Source organism: Roseobacter sp. TSBP12 (genome assembly GCF_009129705.1).
Taxonomy (GTDB): domain Bacteria; phylum Pseudomonadota; class Alphaproteobacteria; order Rhodobacterales; family Rhodobacteraceae; genus Celeribacter; species Celeribacter baekdonensis_A.
The window spans coordinates 150,709-174,048 of sequence record NZ_PYIB01000072.1; the positions used below are offsets into that span (position 1 = coordinate 150,709).

Here is a 23,340-nt window from a genome sequence, read left to right on the forward strand (position 1 = left end):
TCGGCCCCCCACTATGGCCCCCTGAAGCGCCGCGCGTTGACCCCCGCCATTTGGCAAGGACATCTATGCTTATCCTGTCCCCACATGTGAAACAGGCCCCGCGTTTGATCGGGGCTTTGTGCGTTTTGTCGGTGCTGGCCGGGCAGGCGGGCGGGGCCGATGGAACCAAAGATGATCCCGCTTTGCCGATCCACCCCCGCACGGCGCAGGAGCAGGCGCGGATCAACGCGGTGACGGCCCCAACGGTTGATTTCACCGTGCCCGAGCCGTTTGAGGCCAACCAAGGCGGGGCGGGGACCGTGGCGGATACGGGCGATGACACGGTGTTTTCTCTGCCGCCCACCACATTGCCCTTGAACGATCGGCTCGATTTCGAATTGGGCCATGCGCTGTTCGCCAAGCTCTGGGTCTCGTCGCCGTCTTCGACCAAGGCGTCGGACGGTTTGGGGCCGCTGTTCAATGCGCGTTCCTGCATGAGGTGCCATGTCAAGGATGGGCGCGGGCATCCGCCAGAACACCCAGACGACAGCCGCGTGTCGATGTTTTTGCGCCTCTCGGTGCCCGCGCCCCAAACTGCGGCTTTGACCGAGATCGAGGTCTATCTGGCCGATCTTGACGGGCCAAACGCCACGCCGCGCACACGTCCCGCGCCCGGATATGGCGGCCAGTTGCAGGATTTTGCCATCACGGGCCATGCCGCCGAGGGGCGGATGGAGATCACCTACACCGAGATCCCCGTGACCTTAGCGGACGGTGAGATCGTGATGCTGCGCGCCCCACACTATGCCATTTCAAATCCGGGGTCTGGTGCTTTGCCCGAAGACCTGCAAACCTCGCCGCGTGTGGCCACGCCGATGATCGGTCTGGGCCTGTTGGAGGCGATTCCGGCAGCTGATCTTTTGGCCCATGCTGACCCTGAGGATGAGGATGGCGATGGGATTTCGGGCAGGCCTAATCTGGTATGGTCAGAGCGGGAGGGGGCACCGATGCTGGGTCGGTTTGGCAGGAAAGCCGGGGAGCCGAGCGTGGAACACCAATCCGCCGCCGCCTTTCATGGTGACATTGGCATTTCCACACCGCTGTTTCCCACCACGTTTGGTGATTGCACGGCGGAACAGGTCGCCTGTCGCACAGCTCCCGATGGTGCGGGGGACGCGCGCGGCGATGAGATTGACCAATCCGGTCTCGATCTTGTGACGTTTTATGCCCGCAATCTGGCCGTGCCCGCGCGCCGGGATGTAGATGATCCAGAGGTCCTGCGCGGCAAGGAGATGTTTTACACCTCGGGCTGCGCGTCGTGCCATGTGCCGAAATTTGTCACCCACCGGCTTGAGGGCGCGACCTCGACCCCGCAGTCGTTTCAACTGATCTGGCCCTATAGTGATCTGCTTTTGCATGACATGGGGCCGGATTTGGCGGACAATCGCCCCGAGGGTCGCGCCACCGGGCGCGAGTGGCGCACGCCGCCGTTGTGGGGGATCGGTTTGACGGCGCAGGTTTCCGGGGCTACGACCTACCTCCACGATGGCCGGGCGCGCTCGCTTTTGGAAGCGGTGCTCTGGCATGGCGGTGAGGCGCAAGCGGCGCGCGATGCTGTGGCGGTGATGTCAAAATCGGATCGTGCCGCTTTGATCCGGTTCCTAGAAAGTCTGTGAGGACATATGCGTATGAGATTTCTGGCCACTTCGCTTGTCACCTCCCTTGGGCTGTGCCTGTCCTTGAGTGTCGCGGCGCCGGTTCTGGCCGACCCGTTGCAAGACGCGCTTACGCGGGCGGTGGATCAGCATGCGACTCCGGCGGTTGCGCGGTTTGATCACGCCGCCACGGCCCTGTCGGATGCCGCCGCCGCAGATTGCACGCCCGAGGCTGTCAAGCCCGCCTATAACGCCGCGTTTGACGCGTGGATGGGGCTGCAACACCTGCATATGGGACCGCTTGAGACCAATGGCCGTATTCTGACCATCGCCTTTTGGCCCGATAAAAAGGGCCTGATCCCGCGCGCTCTGGCCGATATGATTGCGGCCAAAGACCCGGTTGTGCAGGACCCACAGGCGTTTTCGCAAGTTTCCATTGCCGCACGCGGGTTCTTTGCGCTCGAATACATGCTCTATGATGACGCCTTTGATGACTATGCGGCGGGCAGCTATTCCTGCGAGCTGGTTCAGGCGATCACCCATGATCTGGGCCGGATGGCGCAGGTGATTGACGCGGAATGGACCGCGCCAGACGGGTTTGCCGACACGTTGCGCGAGGCGGGAGCGGCGGCAAAACCTCACTATCTGACGCCGCAGGAAAGCGTTCAGGCGCTTTATACCATGTTGATGTCCGGCCTTGAGGACACCAAAGGCAAACGCATTGCCCGCCCGTTGGGAACGTTTGACAAGCCGCGCCCAACCCGCGCCGAGGCCTATCGGTCGGGCCGCTCCGAGCGCAATGTGGTCTTGTCCCTGAGTGCCGCGCGCGATTTGGCCCGCACCATGGCACCGGGCGACATGAGCGCCAGCGAAGAGATGTTTGCCGAGGTGATCGGCTTGGCCGAGGCCTTGAATGACCCGGATTTCTCTGGCGTCATTGAGCCGATGCAGCGGCTCAAAACCGAGATTGTTGGCCAGCGGATCGAGGCGCTTTTGGGCGCTTTGGCCAATGACGTTGGTCTGCCTTTGGGCGTCTCCGCCGGGTTCAACGCCTCCGATGGCGATTGATCGTTGCCGCCGCCTCTCTCCCCCTCTCAAAGGACTACCCATGACCTCCCGCCGCACATTCATCAAAGCCGCCATCGCTGCCACAGTTGTCCCGCGTCTGAGTTGGGCCGATGCCGGGTCTCCGGCCTATTTGGGGGCGGCGCGCGATGCCTCGGGCGATTACGCGCTCTATGGCATGGATGAGGCGGCGCAGATTCTGTTTCGTGTGCCTTTGCCCGCCCGCGGCCATGCCGCCGCCGCCCATCCGAGCAAACCCGAAGCGGTGGCCTTTGCTCGTCGTCCGGGCACCTTTGCCGTGGTGGTAAATTGCGCCACCGGCTCCGTCACCCATCGTTTGGATGCGCCTCAAGGCCATCATTTCATGGGCCATGGGGTGTTTGTCGGCGAGGGCAATCTGATGCTGACACCAGAGAACCACTATACTGAGAAAAAAGGTGTTTTGGGCATCTGGGATCGTGCGAAAGGCTATAAACGTGTGGGCGAAGTGCCGAGCCATGGCATTGGTCCCCACGACATTCGCGAGCTGTCCGATGGCAGCCTTGTGGTCGCCAATGGCGGGATTTTCACCCATCCGGAGATTGGCGAGGGGCGCGAAAAACTGAACATCGCAGATATGACTCCGTCTCTGACCTATCTGAACGCGGATTTCGGCCTCGCAGAGCAGCATGTTCTTGCGCCCGAGTTACACCAGAATTCGATCCGGCATCTGGCCGTGGGCCCTGACGATCAGGTCGGTTTTGCGATGCAATGGGAAGGCGATTCCGCCGAGGCCGTGCCGCTTTTGGGGCTGCATCGACGTGGTGAAGATGTGGTTTTGGCCGAGGCGAATTTGGCCGAGCATGTGATGATGCAGGGCTATGCCGGGTCGATTGCCTTTTCGGGCGATGGCTCTGAGGTGGCAATCACGTCGCCACGCGGCGGTCGGTTACAACGTTTCGCCGCCGACGGCACGTTTTTGGGCGCGGTGTTGCGCGCCGATCTCTGTGGTCTTGCACCCTTTGGTGCGGGCTATCTTGGCTCTGATGGCTTTGGCGCGCTTTTGGCGCTCAAAGACGATATGCGGCCTTTGACGGCGGTTCCGGGGCTGGCCTGGGACAATCATTTGGTGGCTTTGCTCGCGCGCGTGGCCTGACATCTTTGGCGGTTTGCGGCGCGCATGTTTGGCAGAGTGGCGGGCGCAAGATGCGGCGGATGATTGGGAGACTTTGCTTAAAATTTTATCGAAATTTGAGGCAAACTGGCAACACAGCAAAATCACACATCTGTGCGCCCCCGCAAAAGCCCCTGTGAGGATTTTCGCATCCATTTGACGCAAAAGGAAAAAATGGCAAATCAACAGAGGGCTTTGGGGCAGGGGGCGCGCCTAAGGCGTGTCGCAGTGCCGATCTGAGAGCCGGGTGCCCTTGCAGCCCCATCGGTCCGACACTAAGACTCAAGTAACACTTCCGCGCTAACACCTCACATAGAAGCAATAGGCAGGCGTATATGAAAGACCCGATTGATACCTACATGAATACCCTCGTTCCCATGGTCGTTGAACAGACCAGCCGTGGCGAGCGGGCCTATGATATTTTCTCGCGCCTGCTCAAAGAGCGGATCATTTTCCTCAACGGTCCAGTGCATGACGGCATGTCGTCGCTGATCTGTGCCCAGCTTTTGTTCCTTGAGGCCGAGAATCCGAAAAAAGAGATCGCAATGTATATCAACAGCCCGGGTGGTGTCGTCACCTCCGGTCTGTCGATCTATGACACGATGCAATATATCCGCCCGAAAGTGTCGACCCTTGTGATGGGGCAGGCGGCGTCGATGGGCTCTCTTTTGCTGACTGCGGGCGAAAAAGGCATGCGCTTCTCGCTGCCCAATTCGCGCGTCATGGTGCACCAACCCTCCGGTGGCTACCAAGGTCAGGCGACGGATATCATGATCCACGCCAAAGAGACGCAGAAACTCAAAGATCGGCTCAATGAGATCTACGTCAAACATACCGGGCAAACCATGGGTACCGTGGTGGATGCGCTTGAACGCGACAATTTCATGTCGCCGGAAGATGCCAAAGCCTTTGGTTTGATCGACGAAATCGTCGAAAGCCGCGCGGTGCCGGAAGAGTAAGATCAAAGGCTCTGATCGGTCTGGATGCATCCGGGCCGGTCAGGGGCGGGGCCATTGGCCTCGCAATGCTGTTAAGTGCGATCGGGATTTTGCCATTGTGCCCGAAAAATCGCTGTCTTACACTCAGGGGAACAAGGGCAATGGGCGGCCCCTTTGGGGGCTGCTATTTCAGGGCAAAGTTGAGCGCCGTTTGGGGCTCAGCCAGATTTATAAAGACGGCCCAGTTCCGGGTCCTTAGGGGAATGTGATGAGCAATTCGTCCAGTAGTGACAGCAAAAACACGCTTTACTGCTCGTTCTGCGGTAAGAGCCAGCACGAGGTGCGCAAATTGATTGCGGGCCCGACCGTTTTCATCTGTGACGAATGTGTCGAACTGTGCATGGATATCATTCGCGAGGAAACCAAATCCTCTGGTCTGAAATCCTCCGAGGGCGTGCCTGCCCCGCGCGACATTTGTCAGGTTCTCGATGATTATGTGATCGGTCAGGCGACCGCGAAACGCGTGTTGTCTGTGGCGGTTCACAACCATTACAAGCGCCTTAATCATGCGGCCAAAGGCAATGGCGACATCGAATTGTCGAAGTCGAACATCCTTTTGATCGGTCCGACCGGTTGCGGGAAAACCCTTTTGGCGCAAACGCTGGCGCGCATTCTCGACGTGCCTTTCACCATGGCCGATGCGACGACTTTGACCGAGGCGGGCTATGTCGGGGAAGATGTCGAAAACATTATCCTGAAACTGCTTCAGGCGTCTGAATATAACGTCGAGCGGGCGCAGCGCGGCATCGTTTACATCGACGAAGTCGACAAAATCACCCGCAAATCCGACAATCCTTCGATCACTCGCGATGTGTCGGGCGAGGGTGTGCAACAGGCTTTGCTGAAAATCATGGAAGGCACCGTGGCTTCCGTGCCGCCGCAAGGCGGGCGCAAGCATCCGCAGCAGGAATTCCTGCAAGTGGACACCACCAACATCCTGTTCATCTGTGGCGGGGCCTTTGCCGGTCTCGACCGGATCATCGCGCAGCGCAACAAAGGGACTGCGATGGGGTTTGGTGCGGATGTGAAAAACGACGAAGACAAAGGCGTCGGCGAGATGTTCAAGCAGCTCGAACCGGAAGACCTGTTGAAATTCGGCTTGATCCCGGAATTTGTTGGCCGTTTGCCCGTTCTGGCGACGCTCGAAGATTTGGATGAGGACGCCTTGGTCACGATTTTGACCCAACCGAAAAACGCACTGGTGAAGCAATACCAGCGCCTGTTCGAGTTGGAAAACGCCAAGCTGACCTTCACCGAGGATGCGCTTACCTCCATCGCGAAACGGGCGATTGAACGTAAAACCGGTGCGCGCGGTCTGCGCTCAATCCTCGAAGACATCCTGCTCGACACCATGTTCGAACTTCCGGGCATGGACAATGTCACCGAAGTCGTTGTGAACGAGGATGCTGTGATGTCGTCGGCCAAGCCGTTGATGATCTACTCGGACGAAAAGACCAAGGAAGCGACAGCCTGATCCGCTGATCCTTGTGTGCTGACATTTGCCCCCTGCCTTCGCGTGAGGCGGGGGGCTTTTTTTGGCCTTCTGCGGCGAAAACTCGCCCGGCACAGGCGGCTGCCCTCTGGACCTTGGCGTGCGGATGGGTCATAGATTGCGACAAGCGAATTACGAAAGGTGACCGGATCCATGGGTATCGTGAACACTGTCCTGCGCGCACTTGTCTGGTGGAAGGGCCAAACCATTGGCACTCAATTGTTCACCTGGCGCCATGGCATCAAGGTCGGCGAAGACGCCCAAGGCAATTTCTATTTCCGCAACGAAGATGACAGCCGTCGCTGGGTGATTTTCAACGGTGAGGTCGAGGCCTCCCGCGTGAATCCTGATTGGCATGGCTGGCTGCACCACACGTTTGCCAACCATCCGGGCCATGAGGCGCTTGAGCACAAGACTTGGGAGAAACCTCATGTCGAAAACCTCACGGGCACCATCGCCGCTTACGCGCCTGCGGGTTCGATCCGCAAGGCCAACCCGGTTCTGCGTCAGGATTATGAGGCTTGGCAGCCTGAATAAGGCCGCCCGACCCGCAGCAACCTGAACAAGGGCGGACCATTTATGTCTGAAAACATGACAGAAGTTGCCGTTGGTGCGGGCGTTGTCGCCCTCGCACTGGGCTTTCTCATCTATGCCGGACAGGTTACGGGCTTTGCCTCCGGAGCAACGGACGATTACCACCTTACGGCCTCCTTTCGCTCTGCCGAAGGTATTTCCGCGGGTACGGATGTGCGTTTGGCCGGGGTGAAAATCGGCACGGTGACCGCGCTGGATCTCAACCCCGAGACTTACCGCGCTGAGGCGCAGCTCACGCTTGATAAATCGGTGGTCTTGCCCGACGATACCGCCGCTTTGATTTCCTCTGAGGGGCTATTAGGCGGCAATTTTGTCGAGCTTGTGCCCGGCGGGTCGATGTTTAATTTCGAAGATGGTCAAGTGATCGCTGACACCCAAGGCTCGATCAGCCTGATCAACCTGATGTTGAAATTCGTCACCGGAAGCGACACAGGAAGTGACTCTGGGAGCAGCACAGAATGAGGCGTCACCTTCCGGCCTTGATCCTGATGCTGTCACTCTCGACGCCGATCTCGGCGCAAGAGGCCGGATTTGGCGATGATCTGGAAACCGATCTGGATTCCATTGTGATCACACCTTTGGATGACGGCGACGTGGCCGGGTTTGGCACGGGGGGCTTGTCGCTTGAAGATCTGCAAAGCCTGCCCAACGATGGCTATCAACAGGAATTGCAAGACATCACCACCGAATTGCAAGAAGAGGTGGTGTCTGCCTCAGGTGCCACGGTGCGCGCGCTGGATAAGCTCACGGGCGCGGTTGAAGATCTGTCGCTTGATGTCGGCGGAACCGCCAGTTTTGGCCGCATTCAGGTGTTTTTGGGCGATTGTCGCTCGCCCAAAGGCAACCCGTCGGGCGATGCCTATGCCTATCTTGTGGTGCGTGTCGAGGGCATGGAGGCCCCGGCCTTTTCCGGTTGGATGGTCGCCTCAAGCCCGGCGTTGAATGCAATGGACCATCAGCGTTACGATATCTGGCCGCTGTCCTGCACCACGTCCTGAGGCGTCAGGTCTTGCGCCAGCGCAGTGATGTCGGCGCGCGACAGTAACGCGTTTCGCAGCATGTCTCGATACTCGGCACGTGGGATCTCGATCCCGCCAAGCGAGGCCAGATGCGGCGTCAGGAATTGCGTGTCAAACAGGGTAAACCCGGTGCGTTTGAGCCGGGCGACCATATAGGCCAGCGCGACCTTTGAGGCATTCGGCGCGCGCGAGAACATGCTTTCGCCAAAAAACGCGGTGCCGAGTGTGAGGCCATAGGTGCCGCCGACAAGCCGCTCGCCCTGCCAAATTTCCAAAGAATGCCCAAAGCCCATGTCATGCAGCGCGCCGTAAAGTTCGAAAATCGTGTCGTTGATCCAGGTCTCATCGCGATCGGCACAGCCCTCCATGACGCCTTCGAAATCATGGTTGAAGGTGACTCGAAAGTGGCCTGAGCGGATCACTTTGGCCAAGGAGCGGGAGATGTGAAACCCATCCAGCGGAATGATCCCGCGCGCTCGGGGATCGACCCAAAAAATCTCATCATCATCGCGCCCCTCGGCCATGGGAAACACGCCATTGGCATAGGCCTGCAAGATGAGTTCTGGCGTGAGGGCAAGGTGATCCATGGGGGCGACTTTGGCGCGAGTTTGGGCAAAAGAAAAGGCCGCACTCCTATGGGGCGCGGCCTTTTTTGACATGATCCAAAGACCTTAGCCGAGGTTGGTCTCAAGCCATTTTTCGAGCCAATGGATGTTGTAGTCGCCAGTTTGCACGTCTTTCTCTTCGAGCAGGGCGTGAAACAGCGGGATCGTGGTATCGACACCATCGACGATCAATTCACCCAAGGCGCGTTTGAGACGTGCCAAAGCTTCGGGGCGGTCGCGGCCATGTACGATCAGTTTGCCGATCAAACTGTCGTAATAGGGCGGAATGGAGTAGCCATCATACAGCGCCGAATCCATCCGGACACCCAGACCGCCGGGAGCGTGATACTGGGTGATTTTGCCGGGGCAGGGGGTGAAATTCGGCAGTTTTTCGGCGTTGATCCGCACTTCGATGGCATGACCATCGAGCAGCAAATCCTCCTGGCTGAAGGACAGTTTTTCGCCCGCAGCCACACGAATTTGTTCGCGCACGAGGTCTTGACGGAAAATTGCTTCGGTCACCGGGTGCTCAACCTGAAGGCGGGTGTTCATTTCGATGAAATAGAACTCGCCATCTTCATAGAGGAACTCGATGGTGCCCGCGCCTTTGTAGCCCATCTCAGCGATGGCCTTGGCGCAGATACCGCCAATGCGGGCACGTTCTTCGGGGGAAATCGAGGGGCCGGGGGCTTCCTCAAATACTTTCTGGTGGCGCCGTTGCAGCGAGCAATCGCGTTCGCCCAAATGGACGCCGCCACCCTGGCCGTCGCCAAAGACCTGCACTTCGATGTGACGCGGCTTTTGGAGATATTTCTCCATATAGACCTCGTCATTGCCAAAAGCGGCTTTGGATTCGGAGCGCGCGGTGCGGAAGGCGACTTCAAGCTCGGCCTCACTCAGCGCCACTTTCATGCCGCGCCCGCCACCACCGGCGGTGGCTTTGATGATGACCGGATAACCCATCTCGGCGGCGGCTTTTTTGGCGCTCTCCACGTCCGGCACGCCGCCTTTGGAACCCGGAACAATCGGAATGCCCAAACGTTCGGCGGTTTCCTTGGCGGTGATTTTGTCGCCCATCTGACGAATGTGTTCCGCCGACGGTCCAATGAAACTCAGCCCGTGATCTTCGACGATCTGCACAAAGGCGGCGTTTTCAGAGAGAAACCCATAGCCCGGATGGATAGCCTGCGCGCCGGTGATTTCACAGGCGGCGATGATCGCGGGGAAAGAGAGATAGGAGAGGGTCGACGAATTAGGGCCGATACAAACGGCTTCGTCGGCCATGCGCACATGCATCGCATCCGCGTCGGCGGTGGAATGCACCGCAACGGATTGGATGCCCATCTCGCGGCAGGCGCGGATCACCCGAAGGGCAATCTCGCCACGGTTGGCGATGAGGATTTTATCGAACATGGATCAGATCCCTTATTCGATGATCATCAGCGGAGCGCCGAATTCGACCGGAGTGCCATCTTCAACGAGGATGCGTTTGACGGTGCCGGATTTCGGCGCCGGGATGTGGTTCATGGTTTTCATCGCTTCGATGATCAAAACGGTTTGACCTTCGGACACCTGATCGCCGATCTTGGCGAAAGGGGCAGCGCCCGGTTCGGCCGCCAGATAGGCAGTGCCCACCATCGGCGAGGCCAGAGCGTTTGGATCATTGGCCGGATCGGCAGCGGCGGCCACAACCGGGGCGGCCATGGCAGCGGCAGGAGCTGCGGGTGCGGCCACGGGGGCTGGTGCGGCGACCGTCTGAATCATCTGCGGTAGGGCACGGCTGACGCGGACATTGAGGCTGTCGTTGTCGCCATATTCGCGCATGACTTCCACTTCGGAGAGGTCATTTGCGGTCAGCAGTTCGGCGAGAGCCTGAATGAAAGCCACGTCGGCGTCGTTTTGCTTGGTCATGTGTTCAACTCGGTTTCTGCCGCCCGTCATTAAAAGCGGGCTGTTGTTCATATCGTTCGTATATAGGCGTTGTTACGCTGCGTGAAAACCCGATATCGGCCTCCGATCAAGGGGGAGTGCCGCAAACTTTGCCTATGATTTGGGCGTTCGCGCATCATTCTTTGGCGTGAGAGGCCTGAAAGGTTCGAAAATAACGGGTTGATAAATTTTACCACTTGATAAAAAAATCAACCCTGCCACCCTGACACCAACAAAAGCCAGCTAACAGGGAGCGAGCCCGATGTCCAACAGTCCGATGACGCCCGCAATCGCCGCAGGGCGCCTGCCGGCGGAAAGCTATACCGCACAGTTTTCCGATTTGCATCCGGTTTTAGACCATCACGAGGCGCTTGTGGCCTCGGACCGGTGTTATTTTTGCCATGATGCGCCGTGCATGACCGCATGTCCGACCTCGATCGACGTGCCATTGTTTATTCGCCAGATCGCCACGGGAACGCCGGAGGCGGCGGCAAGGACGATTTTCGAACAGAATATTCTGGGCGGCATGTGCGCGCGGGTCTGTCCGACGGAAACCTTGTGCGAAGAGGCCTGTGTGCGTGAAAAGGCGGAAGGCAAGCCGGTCGAAATCGGTCGGTTGCAGCGCTATGCCACCGACACGCTGATGGCGAAAAACGCCCATCCCTTTGCCCGCGCAGAGGCCACTGGCAAGACCGTTGCCGTGGTCGGTGCCGGGCCTGCGGGCCTGTCCGCCGCGCATCGTTTGGCGATGAAAGGCCATGATGTGGTGATGTTTGAGGCGCGTCCGAAATCTGGCGGGCTCAATGAATATGGCATCGCGTCCTACAAAGCGCCGGGCGGGTTTGCCCAAAGCGAGGTTGATTGGTTGTTGCAGATCGGCGGGATCACCGTCGAGCATGGCAAAAAGCTGGGCGAGGGGCTGACGCTTGCCGCGCTGCAAGACGACTATGATGCGGTGTTTTTGGCCATCGGTCTCGCGGGCGTCAATGCGTTGCGGGCCGAAGGTGTGGACAAGGAGGGCGTGTTGGACGCGGTGGATTTCATCGCCGATCTTCGCCAATCCACCGACCTCTCAACCCTGCCCGTGGGCCGTAACGTGGTGGTGATCGGCGGCGGCATGACCGCCGTGGACGCCGGGGTGCAATCCAAACTTTTGGGCGCGCAAAACGTCACCATCGTCTATCGCCGCGGCAAAGACCGGATGTCGGCTTCTGAGTATGAACAGGAGCTTGCGACCTCGAAAGGCGTGCAGATCATCTATAACGCCTCGCCTGTGGCCGTGCATGGCAATGGGTCCTGTGCCGAGATGGAATTTGAATTCACTCAAGAGGTCGATGGCAAGCTGACGGGGACGGGCGAGACCTTCCGTCTGGCCGCGGATCAGGTGTTCAAAGCCATCGGGCAGACCCTTGTGGGGGCGCCTGAGGGGATCAAAATCGAGGGCGGCAAAATCGCCGTGTCCGCTACGGGGCGTACCTCGATGGCGGGGGTTTGGGCCGGGGGCGATTGTGCCTCTGGCGGCGAAGACCTGACCGTCACCGCCGTTGCCGAGGGTCGCGATGCGGCCGAAGACATTCACGCCAGCCTTATGGAGGGCTAAGACATGGCCGATCTCACAAGCACATTCTGCGGTATCACCTCTCCGAACCCGTTTTGGTTGGCCTCCGCGCCGCCCACCGACAAAGAATATAACGTCCGTCGCGCCTTTGAGGCCGGATGGGGCGGGGTGGTTTGGAAGACCTTGGGCGAAGAAGGCCCGCCCGTGGTCAACGTCAACGGTCCGCGTTACGGGGCCATTCATGGCGCGGATCGCCGTCTTTTGGGTCTCAACAACATCGAACTGATCACCGACCGTCCGCTTGAGGTCAACCTTGAGGAAATGACCCGCGTCAAAAAGGATTTCCCGGATCGGGCGCTGATCGCCTCGGTCATGGTGCCGTGTGACGCCGAAAGCTGGAAAAGCATTATCCCGCGCATCGCCGAAACCGGCTGTGACGGGTTTGAGCTGAACTTTGGCTGTCCGCATGGCATGGCCGAACGCGGCATGGGCGCGGCCGTGGGGCAGGTGCCCGAGTATATCGAAATGGTGACGCGCTGGTGCAAAGAGGCAACGGGTTTGCCGGTGATTGTCAAGCTGACGCCGAACATCACCAATATCATTTTGCCCGCCGAGGCGGCGCTGCGTGGCGGCGCGGATGCTGTGTCGCTGATCAACACGATCAATTCGATCACCTCGGTCAACCTCGATAGCTTTGCGCCCGAACCGATGATCGACGGCAAAGGCACCCATGGCGGCTATTGCGGCCCGGCGGTGAAACCGATTGCGTTGAATATGGTCGCGGAGATTGCCCGCAATCCGGCCACGGCAAACCTGCCGATCTCGGGGATCGGCGGCGTGACCACATGGCGCGATGCGGCGGAATTCCTGGCCCTGGGCGCATCGAACGTTCAGGTCTGTACCGCCGCGATGACCTATGGGTTTAAAATCGTTGAAGAAATGATCTCCGGCCTGTCGCAATACATGGATGAAAAGGGATTCACCTCCGTCGCGGAGATTTCCGGCCGCGCGGTGCCAAATGTCACCGATTGGCAGTATCTCAATCTCAACCATGTGACCAAAGCGGTGATCAATCAGGACGATTGCATCAATTGCGGGCGCTGTTATGCCGCCTGCGAAGACACCTCGCACCAAGCGATTTCGATGTCGCCGGACCGGGTGTTCACCGTCATGGATGACGAATGCGTGGCCTGTAACCTTTGTGTCAATGTCTGCCCGGTTGAGGGCTGTATCACCATGAAAACATTGGACAAAGGTGAGGTGGATGAACGCACGGGCAAACCCGTTGGCGACTATGCCAACTGGACCACGCATCCCAACAATGTGGCTGCCATTTCGGCGGAATGAAACATAATGAAGAATAAAGTGCGCATCGGGCGGGTCCCGATGCGCACAGTTCATTCGGCCTGGACAGACCTTACCTGTCCAGAACTTTGGATGATGTGATCTCGCGCGGATTTCACGCACCGAGTGGGCAAAGCGCCACCCTGCGCGTGTCCTGACCGGCCACGCGCGGTGTGAATATCCTGCCGGGTTGAAGCCCTAGTCAAGAAAACATCAAAATATCATATGCTTAGGCCGCACCATCCTGACGCGGGCTGTAGATTAGACCGGATCGTACGGGCTACGCGGGTTGGCCGCCGGACCGGCATAGCGGGTCTCGGGGTCCATCGCCTCCGATGAGGTCTGCACCAAGGCCTGCGTGGCCTCTGTTGCGTCTTTTTGCGCCTCGGCCTGTGTCGCGTCTGCGACGGCGGCGTGGTGGGTTTCAGCCCCCGTGCGTTCTGATGTCAAAGGCTGCGCGGCCTGCGAACGGGCTTCAGACCCACGCGGCGTGGCCGAAATGGCGGCCCCATCGCTGACCTGATTGCGCCGGGCTTCGAACTGGGCAATGACATTGCGCAGATCGCTTTCGACCTCAAGAACTGAGGCCTGAAACGCGGGCGTAGGCCCGGTCAGAATGTCTTTTGGCAGATCTTCTTTGATCCGATTCTGCGCCTCAGATTTGGCATCCGTTGATTTGGGCGCCGCCGCATCATTCGCGGTGTCGCTCACAGGGTCACTTTTGGTGTATTTGCTGCCGTTCTGGCCGGGAAGTTCGTTCCCTTTTGTAAATGTTGCTGAGCCATCTGTCGCCGTTTGAGCGACCTGAGGCACAGCGGGCCTTGGCGGATCGGGTGGCTGTCTAAAGGCAAAACCACCTCCCCCAAAGGCTGGCACTCCCGCTACATTGGTCATGCTCGTGCTCCTTCTTTTCAGGAGCCCCCACATTGCCCTTTATAACGGATTATGGTTTTCCAAGGGTTAAGACCCACAGAAATATTTGCTTTTGGTTAACACGATTCATCCTGTCGCGCCTCAAGGTGGCGCGACTTGGTTTCCAAATCCTTTATGGCGTCAACATCCGGCGGAACAGGGTTTCCAAATGATGTCGCGCCTGTTCAAAATGCGCGTCCCCCTCCGGGTGCAGAATGCCCCGGATTTGGGCGTCGAAATCGGCGTAATGTTGCGTCGTGGACCAGATCGAAAAGATCAGGTGATAGGGATTGCACGGCGCGATTTTACCCTGTTCAATCCAGCCTTCGATCACCGCCGCCTTTTCTTCGACCAGATTTTTCAGCTCACCTTCGATCTTGTCCATGATGTTTGGCGCGCCTTGCACGATCTCATTGGCAAATAGGCGGCTTTCACGCGGGAACTCCCGCGCCATCTCCAATTTGCGCAAAACATAGGCAATGACTTCCTCGACAGGATCGCCATCTGCCTTCATTTCACGCAAAGGATCGAGCCAGGTTTTCATCAACCCGTCGATCAAGGCGCGGTGAATGGCGACTTTCGAGGGGAAATAGTAGAGCAGATTGGGTTTGGACAAACCTGCGGCCTTGGCGATTTGATCCAGCGTTGCCCCGCGAAACCCATGTTGAGAAAACACCTCTAAAGCGGCTTCTAATATGGTCTCCGTGTTCTTTTTTTGTATTCTTGTGCGTGGTTGCCGTCCCGGCATTTTTGGTTCGATTCTCATCCGCCCCCGATCCTCTCGCGTTAGTCTGTCTATAATTGCTAAAAAAAACGCCAAACCGAAGGGGGAATCGCCTTAAAACCGGACTTGTGATCCGTTTGCATGGTTTTTTGGCACATGTACGGTTTTGTGGCTGAACAGTGCTGTTAGTGTTTCTCTTGACCGAATGGTCAAATCTGCTGAGGGTAGGTCACAGGGGATGCAACGCGCGCACCGCCTGAGCAGACTGCAATCAAGATGGTGACCAGGGCGGTGATCAGGAACATGCAGCGCACAGGCGGGCGGGTCCATCGCCCAAACGATTTGATGAACGAAAGGAAAGATCCATGTCGGCACCCGGCGAGAACCTCAAAATCAATTCCGAACGCCTTTGGGAGAGCCTCATGGAGATGGCCAAGATCGGCCCTGGGGTCGCGGGTGGCAACAATCGCCAGACTCTGACCGATGAGGATGCCCAAGGCCGCGCCTTGTTTCAGACTTGGTGCGAAGCGGCAGGGATGACCATGGGCGTCGACAGCATGGGCAATATGTTCATGACGCGCGCGGGCACGGACCCGGACGCGCTGCCGGTTTACATGGGCTCGCATCTGGACACGCAGCCGACGGGCGGCAAATACGATGGCATTTTGGGCGTGCTGGGCGGATTAGAGGCCGTGCGCACGATGAATGATCTGGGCATCAAGACCAAACACCCGATCGTGTTGACCAACTGGACCAACGAAGAGGGCACCCGTTTTGCCCCCGCCATGCTGGCCTCCGGCGTGTTCGCGGGCAAGCATGAACAAGATTGGGCCTATGATCGTGTGGATGCCAAGGGGTTGAAATTTGGTGATGAATTGAAACGGATCGGCTGGGTCGGGGACGAACCCGTCGGCGCGCGCAAGATGCATGCGATGTTCGAATTACACATCGAACAGGGCCCGATTTTGGAGGCCGAGGGCAAGGACATTGGCGTCGTCACCCATGGGCAGGGCCTGCGTTGGATTGAATGTACGGTCGAGGGCAAGGACAGCCACACCGGCTCGACGCCGATGCATATGCGCAAAAACGCCGGACGCGGTTTGGCCCTGTTGACCGAATTGGTCCATGAGATCGCGATGAAACATCAGCCGGGCGCGGTGGGTGCCATCGGCCATATCGACGTCTATCCCAATTCGCGCAATGTGATACCCGGAAAGGTGGTGTTCACCGTCGATTTCCGCTCGCATTTACCGGAGGTCTTGCATGCGATGGAGGCGGAGTATTATGAGCGCGCGCCACAACTCTGTGAGGAGATCGGGGTCACGTTCAGCTCAGAAATTTCCGGCCAATTCGAACCACCTGCCTTTGATGAGACCTTGGTCGGTGCGGTCCGCAATGCCGCCGAACGGTTGGGCTATAGCCATATGGATATCGTCTCCGGTGCGGGGCACGATGCCTGTTGGATCAACGATGTTGCCCCGACCGCGATGATCATGTGCCCCTGTGTGGACGGTCTGTCGCACAATGAGGCCGAAGAGATCAGCCCGGCATGGGCGGCGGCGGGCACCGATGTGTTGTTGCATGCGGTTTTGGAAACGGCTCAGATTGTGGACTGAGGGCGGGCAGGGACGAGGGGCTCGCCCCTCGTGCTCCCGAGGATATTTAAAGACAAAAGAAGACTGAGGCGCGCGCGGCCTCGTCCGAGCAACAAGGAGTGAAGTCATGAGCAAGGTGATCAAAGGCGGCACGGTTGTCACCGCCGATTTGACCTATAAGGCCGATGTGAAAATCGAAGATGGCGTGATTGTTGAGATCGGGCCAGACCTGACAGGCGATGAGATTTTGGACGCGACCGGGTGTTTTGTGATGCCGGGCGGGATTGACCCGCACACGCATCTCGAAATGCCGTTTATGGGCACCTATTCCGCCGATGATTTCGCCTCTGGCACCCGCGCCGCTTTGGCGGGGGGGACGACGATGGTGGTGGATTTCTGCTTGCCGAGTCCGGGGGAAAGCCTGCTCGACAGTCTCAAGGTCTGGGACAACAAATCCGGGCAGGCGGCTTGTGATTATTCCTATCATATGGCGATCACATGGTGGGGCGAGCAGGTGTTTGATGAGATGAAACTCATCACCGAGGAAAAAGGTATCAATACATTCAAACACTTCCTCGCCTATAAGGGCGCGTTGATGGTGAATGACGATGAGCTTTACGCCTCGTTCAAGCGCTGCGCCGAATTGGGCGCGACGCCGCTTGTCCATGCCGAGAATGGCGATGTGGTCGCGGAACTCACGGCACAGCTTTTGGCCGAAGGCAACACCGGCCCCGAGGCCCACGCCTATTCGCGTCCGCCGCAGGTGGAGGGCGAAGCCACCAACCGCGCGATCATGTTGGCCGATATGGCGGGCGCGCCGCTTTACGTTGTGCACACCTCGTGCGAAGAGGCGCATGAGGCGATCCGCCGGGCGAAAATGAACGGCAAACGGGTCTGGGGTGAGCCTTTGATCCAGCATTTGGTCTTGGACGAGACGGAATATTTCAACGAAGATTGGGACCACGCCGCACGCCGGGTGATGTCGCCGCCGTTCCGCAACAAAAAACATCAGGATAGCCTTTGGGCCGGTCTCGCGTCGGGCACTCTGTCCTGTGTCGCCACCGATCACTGCGCCTTTACCACCGATCAAAAACGTTATGGCCTCGGTGATTTTTCCAAGATCCCGAACGGCACGGGCGGGCTTGAGGATCGGCTTCCGGTGCTGTGGACCATGGGCGTCGAGACCGGGCGGATCACGATGAATGAATTCGTTGCCGTGACCTCAACCAACATCGCTAAGATTTTGAATTGTTACCCGAAAAAGGGCGCGATCCTGGTCGGGGCGGATGCGGATATTGTGGTGATGGACCCGTCGATGTCCAAAGTGATTTCGGCGGATACGCAAGCCTCCGCGATTGATTACAACGTGTTCGAGGGCATCGAAGTCACGGCCTTGCCGCGGTACGTTTTGACCCGCGGCTATGTTGCGGTCGATAGGGGCGAGTTGAAGGCGAAAGAGGGCCATGGTGAATTCGTTGCCCGCGATGCCAATGCGACGGTGAACAGGGCGCTCTCAAAATGGAAAGAACTGTCCGCCCCGCGCCCTGTGGCGCGCACGGGCATTCCGGTGACGGGCGTCTAAAGTCTTGAAAACAAAAAGGGCAGGGCCGAACAACGGCCCGCCCGCCAACAGGGATTGCTCCAGCATAAGCGCCAGAGCGAGGGAAAATATAGAATGAAAAAGCCAGTGATTGACGCCAAAGGCGTGGACCTGACGTTCCAGACCAATGATGGGCCGGTTCATGCGCTCAAGAATGTGAATCTTGAGATCAACAAGGGCGATTTCGTCTCTTTTATCGGGCCATCGGGCTGCGGCAAGACGACGTTTTTGCGCTGTATCGCCGGGCTTGAAACGCCGACGGGCGGGCGTTTGACCGTCAATGGGATGACCCCGGAAGAAGCCCGTAAATCAAGGGCTTATGGCTATGTCTTTCAAGCGGCGGGGCTTTATCCATGGCGCACCATTCGCGGCAATATCCAATTGCCGCTGGAGATCATGGGCTTTCCGAAATCGGAGTGGAAAGGCCATATTGATCGGGTTCTGGATCTGGTCGATCTGCGCGGATTTGGCAAAAAATTCCCATGGCAGCTCTCCGGCGGGATGCAACAACGGGCGTCCATTGCCCGCGCGCTGGCCTTTGACGCCGATATTTTGTTGATGGACGAACCGTTTGGCGCGCTGGATGAGATCGTGCGCGACAAGCTCAATGAAGAGTTGTTGAAACTCTGGGCCGCGACGCAAAAAACCATCGGTTTCGTCACCCATTCGATCCCGGAGGCGGTGTATCTGTCGACCAAGATCGTGGTGATGAGCCCGCGTCCGGGGCGGATCACCGATGTGATTGAATCGACCCTGCCACCAGATCGGCCTTTGGACATTCGCGACAGCGAAGAGTTTATCAAAATCGCCCATCGGGTGCGTGAGGGCCTGCGCGCGGGGCATGACGCATGACAATTGAGATCAGACGCGCCACCCGCGCAGATATTCCGGCCATGGCGCGCATTGTCGTGGCTTGGGAAGCCGCAACAGAGTGGATGCCGGACGGCACGATTGAGAGTGATGTCATCGGGATGATCGACGAGGTGTTTGATCACCGTCAGATCTATGTCGCGGGTGATCCGGTCGTGGCCTATATGTCCATTGATGCCGCAACCCAAAAGATTGGCGCGCTTTATTGCGATCGTCAGGGACAGGGGATTGGCAAAGCGTTGGTTGATACCGCCAAAGCCGGGCGTGATTTTTTATGGTTGCAAACCCATCAACCGAACATCGCGGCGCATCGGTTTTACCTGCGTGAAGGTTTTGAGATTGCTGGAGAAATTGCACCAGAAGCCGAAGGCGAACCGGCGCAATATCGGATGGAGTGGCGCGCATGAAAAACATCCTCCCCATCGTTACCATCGTGCTTGCACTGATCGTGATCTGGTACGGTGCCGCGTTTAAAATGAACAGCACCTGGACCTATGACCAAGCCGCACGGGCGGGCACGGAGGTGACGTTTTCCGATCTGCTCAGTGATACGATGCAGCAATCGCGCCCGCTTTTGCCCGCACCGCATCAGATCGCCAGCGAGCTGTGGAACACCACGGTCGAGAAGAAAATCACCTCGAAACGCTCGATGGTCTATCAGGGCATGATCACGCTCAAAACCACGCTTTTGGGGTTTGTCTTTGGCATTGTCATCGGTGTGGCTCTGGCCACGGTGATCGTGTTGAGTCGGGTCGGGCGACTGACTTTGATGCCTTGGGCGATCATTTCTCAGACCATTCCGATTGTCGCGCTTGCGCCGATTATTGTCGTGCTCTCGAATGCGGTGGGGACCGGGACTTTAATGGTGCCCAAGGCCATCATCGCCGCCTATCTTAGTTTTTATCCGGTTTTGGTGAGTATGGTCAAAGGCTTAACCAGCCCGGATCAGATGCAGCTTGACCTGTTGCGCACCTATGGCGCGCGCCAAAACGACGTGTTTTGGAAACTGCGCTTGCCTCATCTATGCCCTATTTCTTTGCCTCGCTCAAAGTGGCGGTGGCCGCGTCTTTCGTCGGCGCGGTGGTGGCGGAATTGTCGACCAGCGCGATCTCCGGGCTTGGTGCGCGGATGTTGATCGGATCGCAGTTTGGCGAGCCGATGATCATGTGGGCGGCGCTGTTTGCCGCGGCGATCTTGGCCGGTCTTTTGATTTTCCTCGTCGGCAGCTTTGAAAAAGCCGCTCGGCATCTCATGGGAGGGCGCGCGCTATGAGCCGCTTGGACACACGCGCCGAACAGGTGCTTTGGCCGCTGGGCTTCGGGGTTTTGGTCCTTGCTTTGTGGGAGTTTGGCGTGCGCCTGTTCGGTGTCTCTCCCGCAATCTTGCCACCGCCCTCGGCCATTTTTGCCGCGATCCTGTCCTCTGGACCGACGCTTTGGGAAGACTGGGTGCAAACCGTCGTCAAAGGTGCGCTCAATGGGCTTTGGATGGGCACATTGGCGGCGCTGATCTTGGCCGTGATCATCGACCGATTTGTGTTTTTGAAACGCGGGCTGTTGCCTGTCGCCAATTTCTTTGCCGCATTGCCCATCGTCGGCCTCGCGCCGATCATGGTGATGTGGTTCGGCTTTGATTGGCACTCAAAGGCGGCGGTGGTTGCGGTGATGGTATTTTTCCCGATGCTGGTGAACATGCTGGGTGGTTTGGCCGCAGTGGACACGATGCAGCGGGATTTGATGCGCACTTACGCCGCCTCGCATACACAAACACTGTTGAAATTACGCGGCCCTGCGGCGCTGCCGTTTTTGTTCAATGGCCTCAAAATCGCCACTTCTTTGGCGCTGATCGGGGCGATTGTTGCTGAATATTTCGGCTCTCCCATCCGGGGCATGGGCTTTCGCATCTCGACAGAGATGGGACGCTTGGCAACCGATATGGTTTGGGCTGAAATTGTCGTGTCCGCGGTGACCGGAACGGCCCTTTACGGGATCGTGTCGGCCATCGAGAAACGGGTGACCTTCTGGCACCCATCACAACGCGGGTGATCCCGCAAAGACGATGAACCGGGGGACAAACTCCCGGCATTACCGACAACTTGGAGGTTGTATTTCGATGAAAAAGCTACTGACGAGCGCTGCCGCTCTGGCCGCTATGAGCTCTGGCGCCTTTGCCGCCGATGATGTGACGCTGCAACTCAAATGGGTCACGCAGGCGCAATTCGCCGGCTACTATGTGGCTCTGGAAAAAGGGTTTTATGAGGCCGAAGACCTGAACGTGACGATCAAACCGGGTGGCCCGGATGTGGCCCCTGTGCAGGTTTTGCTCGGCGGCGGGGCCGATGTGATGGTCGATTGGATGCCTTCGGCCTTGGCCGCGCGTGAAAACGGCGCGCCGGTTGTGAACATCGCCCAGCCGTACAAATCCTCTGGCATGATGCTGACCTGTCTCAAAGAAAGTGGCATCACCGGCCCCGAAGATTTCCCCGGCAAAACGCTTGGTGTTTGGTTCTACGGCAACGAATATCCGTTTCTGTCGTGGATGGGCAAATTGGGCCTCGCGACCGATGGCTCCGAGGGCGGCGTGACCGTTTTGAAACAGGGGTTCAACGTCGATCCGCTGTTGCAAAAACAGGCCGCCTGTATCTCCACCATGACCTATAACGAGTATTGGCAGGTGATTGACGCGGGCATTTCCGCCGACGATCTGATCACCTTTAAATACGAAGACCAAGGTGTCGCCACACTCGAAGACGGTCTTTATGTGCTCGAAGACAGCCTGACGGATGAGGCGTTTAAAGACAAAATGGCACGCTTTGTGAAAGCCTCGATGGAGGGCTGGACCTATGCCGCCGCCAACCCGGAAGAGGCCGCGGAAATCGTGTTGGACTATGACGAAACCGGCGCGCAGACGATGACCCATCAGGTCCGCATGATGACCGAAGTGGCAAAACTGCTCGACGGCTCCGACGGCTCTTTGGATGTGGCCGATTATGAGCGCACGGTGGCCTCGTTGCTGTCGGGCGGCTCCGATCCGGTCATCACCAAAGAACCAATGGGGGCTTATACACTTGAGATCACCGATGCTGCGATGAAATAAGTCCGACGTCATGATCAGAAAGGCCGCGCAGGGGAATCTTTGCGCGGCCTTTTACATCAGTGCTGCCGGGGCGAGGTGACGCGCCTGGGCACCGCTGCGCAACTTAAACCGGGCCAAATCGGGCGCTTTGTTCCGGTCCAATGTGCCAAGATCAAGTCGCAGGACGCCCTCGGATTTCAAACGTTGGATCGCCTCCCAAAGGATCAGGTTATGTGCATTCAGCGCGCGTCCCTCAGAGCCGGTGTGGCCGATTTGATAGCTGGCGCTGGTGCCATGAATGACAAACAACATCTGCGCATCCGAGGCGCTGAACAGCCGCAGAGATTTGGGCGCAACGTCTTGCACAGCCAGCATGAATTCGGGTGGCAATCCGCGGTACCGCCCCTTCGCCTGCCGGCTTTTTTCAGTGCGCAACAGCGGCATCAGCACGCCGGGCGACGGCTGCAACTGCGCCACTTTCAGCCGCGTACTCTCGGCATTTTTCAAGGCATTGCGCCATTTGCCATGCATCCCGGCGCGCAGACTCGCAAGCTCTTGCGAGAGGTCCAGTTCCACCACCTCAGGGGCAGCAGTCAGGCCGATCCGCCTGAGCCGCGTCTCGCAGGTCATCAGGTGAACGCCAAAGGGCAGGGCGCGGCGCACAGATGTGAGCGCGGCGCGTTGGATATGCTGGGGACACTCTGGTAGAAACAGCGGGCCACGGGTGAGTAAAGATGTTCGCATGCCAAATTTTGTGCGCATAACGATCTGCGCGATGGCAATCGGTGTGGCAATCGGTCCCGTGTCATCAAAAATGCAAAGCCTGCGAACCTCGCGCCCCAATCGTTTTGCAGTTTCGCCATAAATCCAGCGCTGCGGCAAGGGTGCCATCACCCTGTCCGCCAGCGCCTCCCATGTGGCGCACTCGCTGATCTGTCGCACATCCATGCGCGGAATATGTGGCAAACATCGTTAACAAAGCCTTTTCATGGCAGCGAAAATACTCAAATTCTGCTGTCTGAGCCGATCAAGACAAATGGAGTAAGATGTCCCAAAGCCAAGCGCCGGGTGGGGCGCAAGCCGGTGCTAAGCGCATGAAAAAGGCCGCCCGGAAGGGCGACCTTGTTTGTGCCATAAACCGTTGTCTTAGGCTTTTTGATACAACGAATTGCT

At 58.2% G+C, this 23,340-nt stretch carries 22 protein-coding genes and 1 pseudogene; 17 read left to right on the plus strand and 6 right to left on the minus strand.

Features of this window, described 5'->3' with window-relative positions:
* Positions 1–65 precede the first annotated feature (65 nt).
* The 8 genes from C8029_RS20550 to C8029_RS20585 all read left to right on the plus strand — a co-directional run bounded on the left by C8029_RS20550 (position 66) and on the right by C8029_RS20585 (position 7,934).
* Positions 66–1,655, plus strand: a complete 1,590-nt coding sequence (locus C8029_RS20550; protein WP_193217701.1) for a di-heme oxidoreductase family protein — start codon at positions 66–68, stop codon at positions 1,653–1,655.
* A gap of 6 nt (positions 1,656–1,661) precedes the next feature.
* Positions 1,662–2,702, plus strand: a complete 1,041-nt coding sequence (locus C8029_RS20555) for an imelysin family protein (RefSeq protein WP_152003624.1) — start codon at positions 1,662–1,664, stop codon at positions 2,700–2,702.
* Positions 2,703–2,742: 40 nt separating this feature from the next.
* Positions 2,743–3,834, plus strand: a complete 1,092-nt coding sequence (locus C8029_RS20560) for a DUF1513 domain-containing protein (protein ID WP_152003625.1) — start codon at positions 2,743–2,745, stop codon at positions 3,832–3,834.
* Positions 3,835–4,187: 353 nt separating this feature from the next.
* A complete protein-coding gene (locus C8029_RS20565) occupies positions 4,188–4,811 on the plus strand; it encodes an ATP-dependent Clp protease proteolytic subunit (protein WP_009570654.1) in 624 nt (207 codons plus the stop codon).
* A 247-nt stretch (positions 4,812–5,058) separates the two neighbouring features.
* Entirely contained in the window at positions 5,059–6,324 is a 1,266-nt protein-coding gene (gene clpX, locus C8029_RS20570) for an ATP-dependent Clp protease ATP-binding subunit ClpX (RefSeq protein WP_009570653.1), read from the plus strand.
* A 171-nt stretch (positions 6,325–6,495) separates the two neighbouring features.
* On the plus strand, positions 6,496–6,879 hold the full coding sequence (locus C8029_RS20575) for an NADH:ubiquinone oxidoreductase subunit NDUFA12 (RefSeq protein ID WP_009570652.1): 384 nt from the start codon (positions 6,496–6,498) through the stop codon (positions 6,877–6,879).
* Positions 6,880–6,921: 42 nt separating this feature from the next.
* Positions 6,922–7,398: an outer membrane lipid asymmetry maintenance protein MlaD gene (gene mlaD, locus C8029_RS20580; protein WP_009570651.1), complete on the plus strand. Its 477-nt coding sequence runs from the start codon at positions 6,922–6,924 to the stop codon at positions 7,396–7,398.
* Positions 7,395–7,934 carry a DUF2155 domain-containing protein gene (locus C8029_RS20585; RefSeq protein ID WP_009570650.1) on the plus strand — a complete coding sequence of 180 codons (540 nt, stop codon included), beginning with the start codon at positions 7,395–7,397 and terminating at the stop codon, positions 7,932–7,934. Before mlaD ends, C8029_RS20585 begins: the two co-directional genes overlap by 4 nt.
* Here the strand turns inward: C8029_RS20585 and aat are convergent.
* The 3 genes from aat to accB all read right to left on the minus strand — a co-directional run bounded on the left by aat (position 7,898) and on the right by accB (position 10,471).
* Positions 7,898–8,542, minus strand: coding sequence for a leucyl/phenylalanyl-tRNA--protein transferase (aat, locus tag C8029_RS20590; RefSeq protein WP_040401886.1), 645 nt, complete (start codon positions 8,540–8,542; stop codon positions 7,898–7,900). The two genes, C8029_RS20585 and aat, sit on opposite strands and share 37 nt — an antisense overlap.
* Positions 8,543–8,626: 84 nt before the next feature.
* On the minus strand, positions 8,627–9,973 hold the full coding sequence (gene accC, locus C8029_RS20595) for an acetyl-CoA carboxylase biotin carboxylase subunit (protein ID WP_009570648.1): 1,347 nt from the start codon (positions 9,971–9,973) through the stop codon (positions 8,627–8,629).
* A gap of 12 nt (positions 9,974–9,985) precedes the next feature.
* The gene (gene accB, locus C8029_RS20600; protein ID WP_009570647.1) at positions 9,986–10,471 is read right to left on the minus strand and encodes an acetyl-CoA carboxylase biotin carboxyl carrier protein; all 486 of its coding nucleotides are present in this window, start codon (positions 10,469–10,471) and stop codon (positions 9,986–9,988) included.
* A gap of 280 nt (positions 10,472–10,751) precedes the next feature.
* On the opposite strand from accB, the gene C8029_RS20605 reads away from it, so the two are divergent.
* Entirely contained in the window at positions 10,752–12,089 is a 1,338-nt protein-coding gene (locus C8029_RS20605) for an NAD(P)-dependent oxidoreductase (protein WP_152003626.1), read from the plus strand.
* A 3-nt stretch (positions 12,090–12,092) separates the two neighbouring features.
* The gene (gene preA / locus C8029_RS20610) at positions 12,093–13,394 is read left to right on the plus strand and encodes an NAD-dependent dihydropyrimidine dehydrogenase subunit PreA (protein ID WP_009570645.1); all 1,302 of its coding nucleotides are present in this window, start codon (positions 12,093–12,095) and stop codon (positions 13,392–13,394) included.
* Between the two features lie 258 nt (positions 13,395–13,652).
* Here preA and C8029_RS20615 read toward each other — a convergent pair whose 3' ends face one another.
* Positions 13,653–14,102, minus strand: coding sequence for a hypothetical protein (locus C8029_RS20615; RefSeq protein ID WP_152003627.1), 450 nt, complete (start codon positions 14,100–14,102; stop codon positions 13,653–13,655).
* A 334-nt stretch (positions 14,103–14,436) separates the two neighbouring features.
* Positions 14,437–15,051 (minus strand): TetR family transcriptional regulator C-terminal domain-containing protein, encoded by a 615-nt coding sequence (locus tag C8029_RS20620; RefSeq protein ID WP_100220048.1) that lies wholly within the window; start codon positions 15,049–15,051, stop codon positions 14,437–14,439.
* A gap of 341 nt (positions 15,052–15,392) precedes the next feature.
* On the opposite strand from C8029_RS20620, the gene C8029_RS20625 reads away from it, so the two are divergent.
* The 7 genes and pseudogenes from C8029_RS20625 to C8029_RS20655 all read left to right on the plus strand — a co-directional run bounded on the left by C8029_RS20625 (position 15,393) and on the right by C8029_RS20655 (position 22,188).
* Positions 15,393–16,643: a Zn-dependent hydrolase gene (locus tag C8029_RS20625; protein ID WP_152003628.1), complete on the plus strand. Its 1,251-nt coding sequence runs from the start codon at positions 15,393–15,395 to the stop codon at positions 16,641–16,643.
* 106 nt (positions 16,644–16,749) lie between these two features.
* Complete coding sequence (gene hydA / locus C8029_RS20630; protein ID WP_152003629.1) at positions 16,750–18,204, plus strand: dihydropyrimidinase; 1,455 nt, start codon at positions 16,750–16,752, stop codon at positions 18,202–18,204.
* Positions 18,205–18,297: 93 nt separating this feature from the next.
* Positions 18,298–19,074: an ABC transporter ATP-binding protein gene (locus C8029_RS20635; RefSeq protein WP_152003630.1), complete on the plus strand. Its 777-nt coding sequence runs from the start codon at positions 18,298–18,300 to the stop codon at positions 19,072–19,074.
* Entirely contained in the window at positions 19,071–19,499 is a 429-nt protein-coding gene (locus C8029_RS20640) for a GNAT family N-acetyltransferase (protein WP_152003631.1), read from the plus strand. The genes C8029_RS20635 and C8029_RS20640 overlap by 4 nt, the downstream gene beginning before the upstream one ends.
* A pseudogene (locus C8029_RS20645) lies at positions 19,496–20,364 on the plus strand (ABC transporter permease). Before C8029_RS20640 ends, C8029_RS20645 begins: the two are co-directional and overlap by 4 nt.
* A complete protein-coding gene (locus C8029_RS20650; RefSeq protein ID WP_152003632.1) occupies positions 20,361–21,137 on the plus strand; it encodes an ABC transporter permease in 777 nt (258 codons plus the stop codon). The pseudogene C8029_RS20645 and the gene C8029_RS20650 overlap by 4 nt, the downstream one beginning before the upstream one ends.
* Positions 21,138–21,204: 67 nt before the next feature.
* A complete protein-coding gene (locus C8029_RS20655) occupies positions 21,205–22,188 on the plus strand; it encodes an ABC transporter substrate-binding protein (RefSeq protein WP_152003633.1) in 984 nt (327 codons plus the stop codon).
* A 51-nt stretch (positions 22,189–22,239) separates the two neighbouring features.
* Here the strand turns inward: C8029_RS20655 and C8029_RS20660 are convergent, their stop codons facing one another.
* Positions 22,240–23,058 (minus strand): GNAT family N-acetyltransferase, encoded by an 819-nt coding sequence (locus tag C8029_RS20660; protein ID WP_152003634.1) that lies wholly within the window; start codon positions 23,056–23,058, stop codon positions 22,240–22,242.
* Positions 23,059–23,340 lie beyond the last annotated feature (282 nt).

Excerpts from the sequence above, each read along its gene's own strand:
- C8029_RS20625 (WP_152003628.1), top strand. The coding sequence starts at position 15,393 with ATGTCGGCACCCGGCGAGAACCTCAAAATCAATTCCGAACGCCTTTGG.
- C8029_RS20640 (WP_152003631.1), top strand. The coding sequence starts at position 19,071 with ATGACAATTGAGATCAGACGCGCCACCCGCGCAGATATTCCGGCCATG.
- C8029_RS20560 (WP_152003625.1), top strand. The coding sequence starts at position 2,743 with ATGACCTCCCGCCGCACATTCATCAAAGCCGCCATCGCTGCCACAGTT.
- C8029_RS20650 (WP_152003632.1), top strand. The coding sequence starts at position 20,361 with ATGAGCCGCTTGGACACACGCGCCGAACAGGTGCTTTGGCCGCTGGGC.
- C8029_RS20635 (WP_152003630.1), top strand. The coding sequence starts at position 18,298 with ATGAAAAAGCCAGTGATTGACGCCAAAGGCGTGGACCTGACGTTCCAG.
- C8029_RS20620 (WP_100220048.1), bottom strand. The coding sequence starts at position 15,051 with ATGCCGGGACGGCAACCACGCACAAGAATACAAAAAAAGAACACGGAG.
- preA (WP_009570645.1), top strand. The coding sequence starts at position 12,093 with ATGGCCGATCTCACAAGCACATTCTGCGGTATCACCTCTCCGAACCCG.
- accC (WP_009570648.1), bottom strand. The coding sequence starts at position 9,973 with ATGTTCGATAAAATCCTCATCGCCAACCGTGGCGAGATTGCCCTTCGG.
- clpX (WP_009570653.1), top strand. The coding sequence starts at position 5,059 with ATGAGCAATTCGTCCAGTAGTGACAGCAAAAACACGCTTTACTGCTCG.
- C8029_RS20565 (WP_009570654.1), top strand. The coding sequence starts at position 4,188 with ATGAAAGACCCGATTGATACCTACATGAATACCCTCGTTCCCATGGTC.
- C8029_RS20655 (WP_152003633.1), top strand. The coding sequence starts at position 21,205 with ATGAAAAAGCTACTGACGAGCGCTGCCGCTCTGGCCGCTATGAGCTCT.
- hydA (WP_152003629.1), top strand. The coding sequence starts at position 16,750 with ATGAGCAAGGTGATCAAAGGCGGCACGGTTGTCACCGCCGATTTGACC.
- accB (WP_009570647.1), bottom strand. The coding sequence starts at position 10,471 with ATGACCAAGCAAAACGACGCCGACGTGGCTTTCATTCAGGCTCTCGCC.
- C8029_RS20585 (WP_009570650.1), top strand. The coding sequence starts at position 7,395 with ATGAGGCGTCACCTTCCGGCCTTGATCCTGATGCTGTCACTCTCGACG.
- C8029_RS20605 (WP_152003626.1), top strand. The coding sequence starts at position 10,752 with ATGTCCAACAGTCCGATGACGCCCGCAATCGCCGCAGGGCGCCTGCCG.
- mlaD (WP_009570651.1), top strand. The coding sequence starts at position 6,922 with ATGTCTGAAAACATGACAGAAGTTGCCGTTGGTGCGGGCGTTGTCGCC.
- C8029_RS20555 (WP_152003624.1), top strand. The coding sequence starts at position 1,662 with ATGCGTATGAGATTTCTGGCCACTTCGCTTGTCACCTCCCTTGGGCTG.
- aat (WP_040401886.1), bottom strand. The coding sequence starts at position 8,542 with ATGGATCACCTTGCCCTCACGCCAGAACTCATCTTGCAGGCCTATGCC.
- C8029_RS20575 (WP_009570652.1), top strand. The coding sequence starts at position 6,496 with ATGGGTATCGTGAACACTGTCCTGCGCGCACTTGTCTGGTGGAAGGGC.
- C8029_RS20660 (WP_152003634.1), bottom strand. The coding sequence starts at position 23,058 with ATGGCACCCTTGCCGCAGCGCTGGATTTATGGCGAAACTGCAAAACGA.
- C8029_RS20550 (WP_193217701.1), top strand. The coding sequence starts at position 66 with ATGCTTATCCTGTCCCCACATGTGAAACAGGCCCCGCGTTTGATCGGG.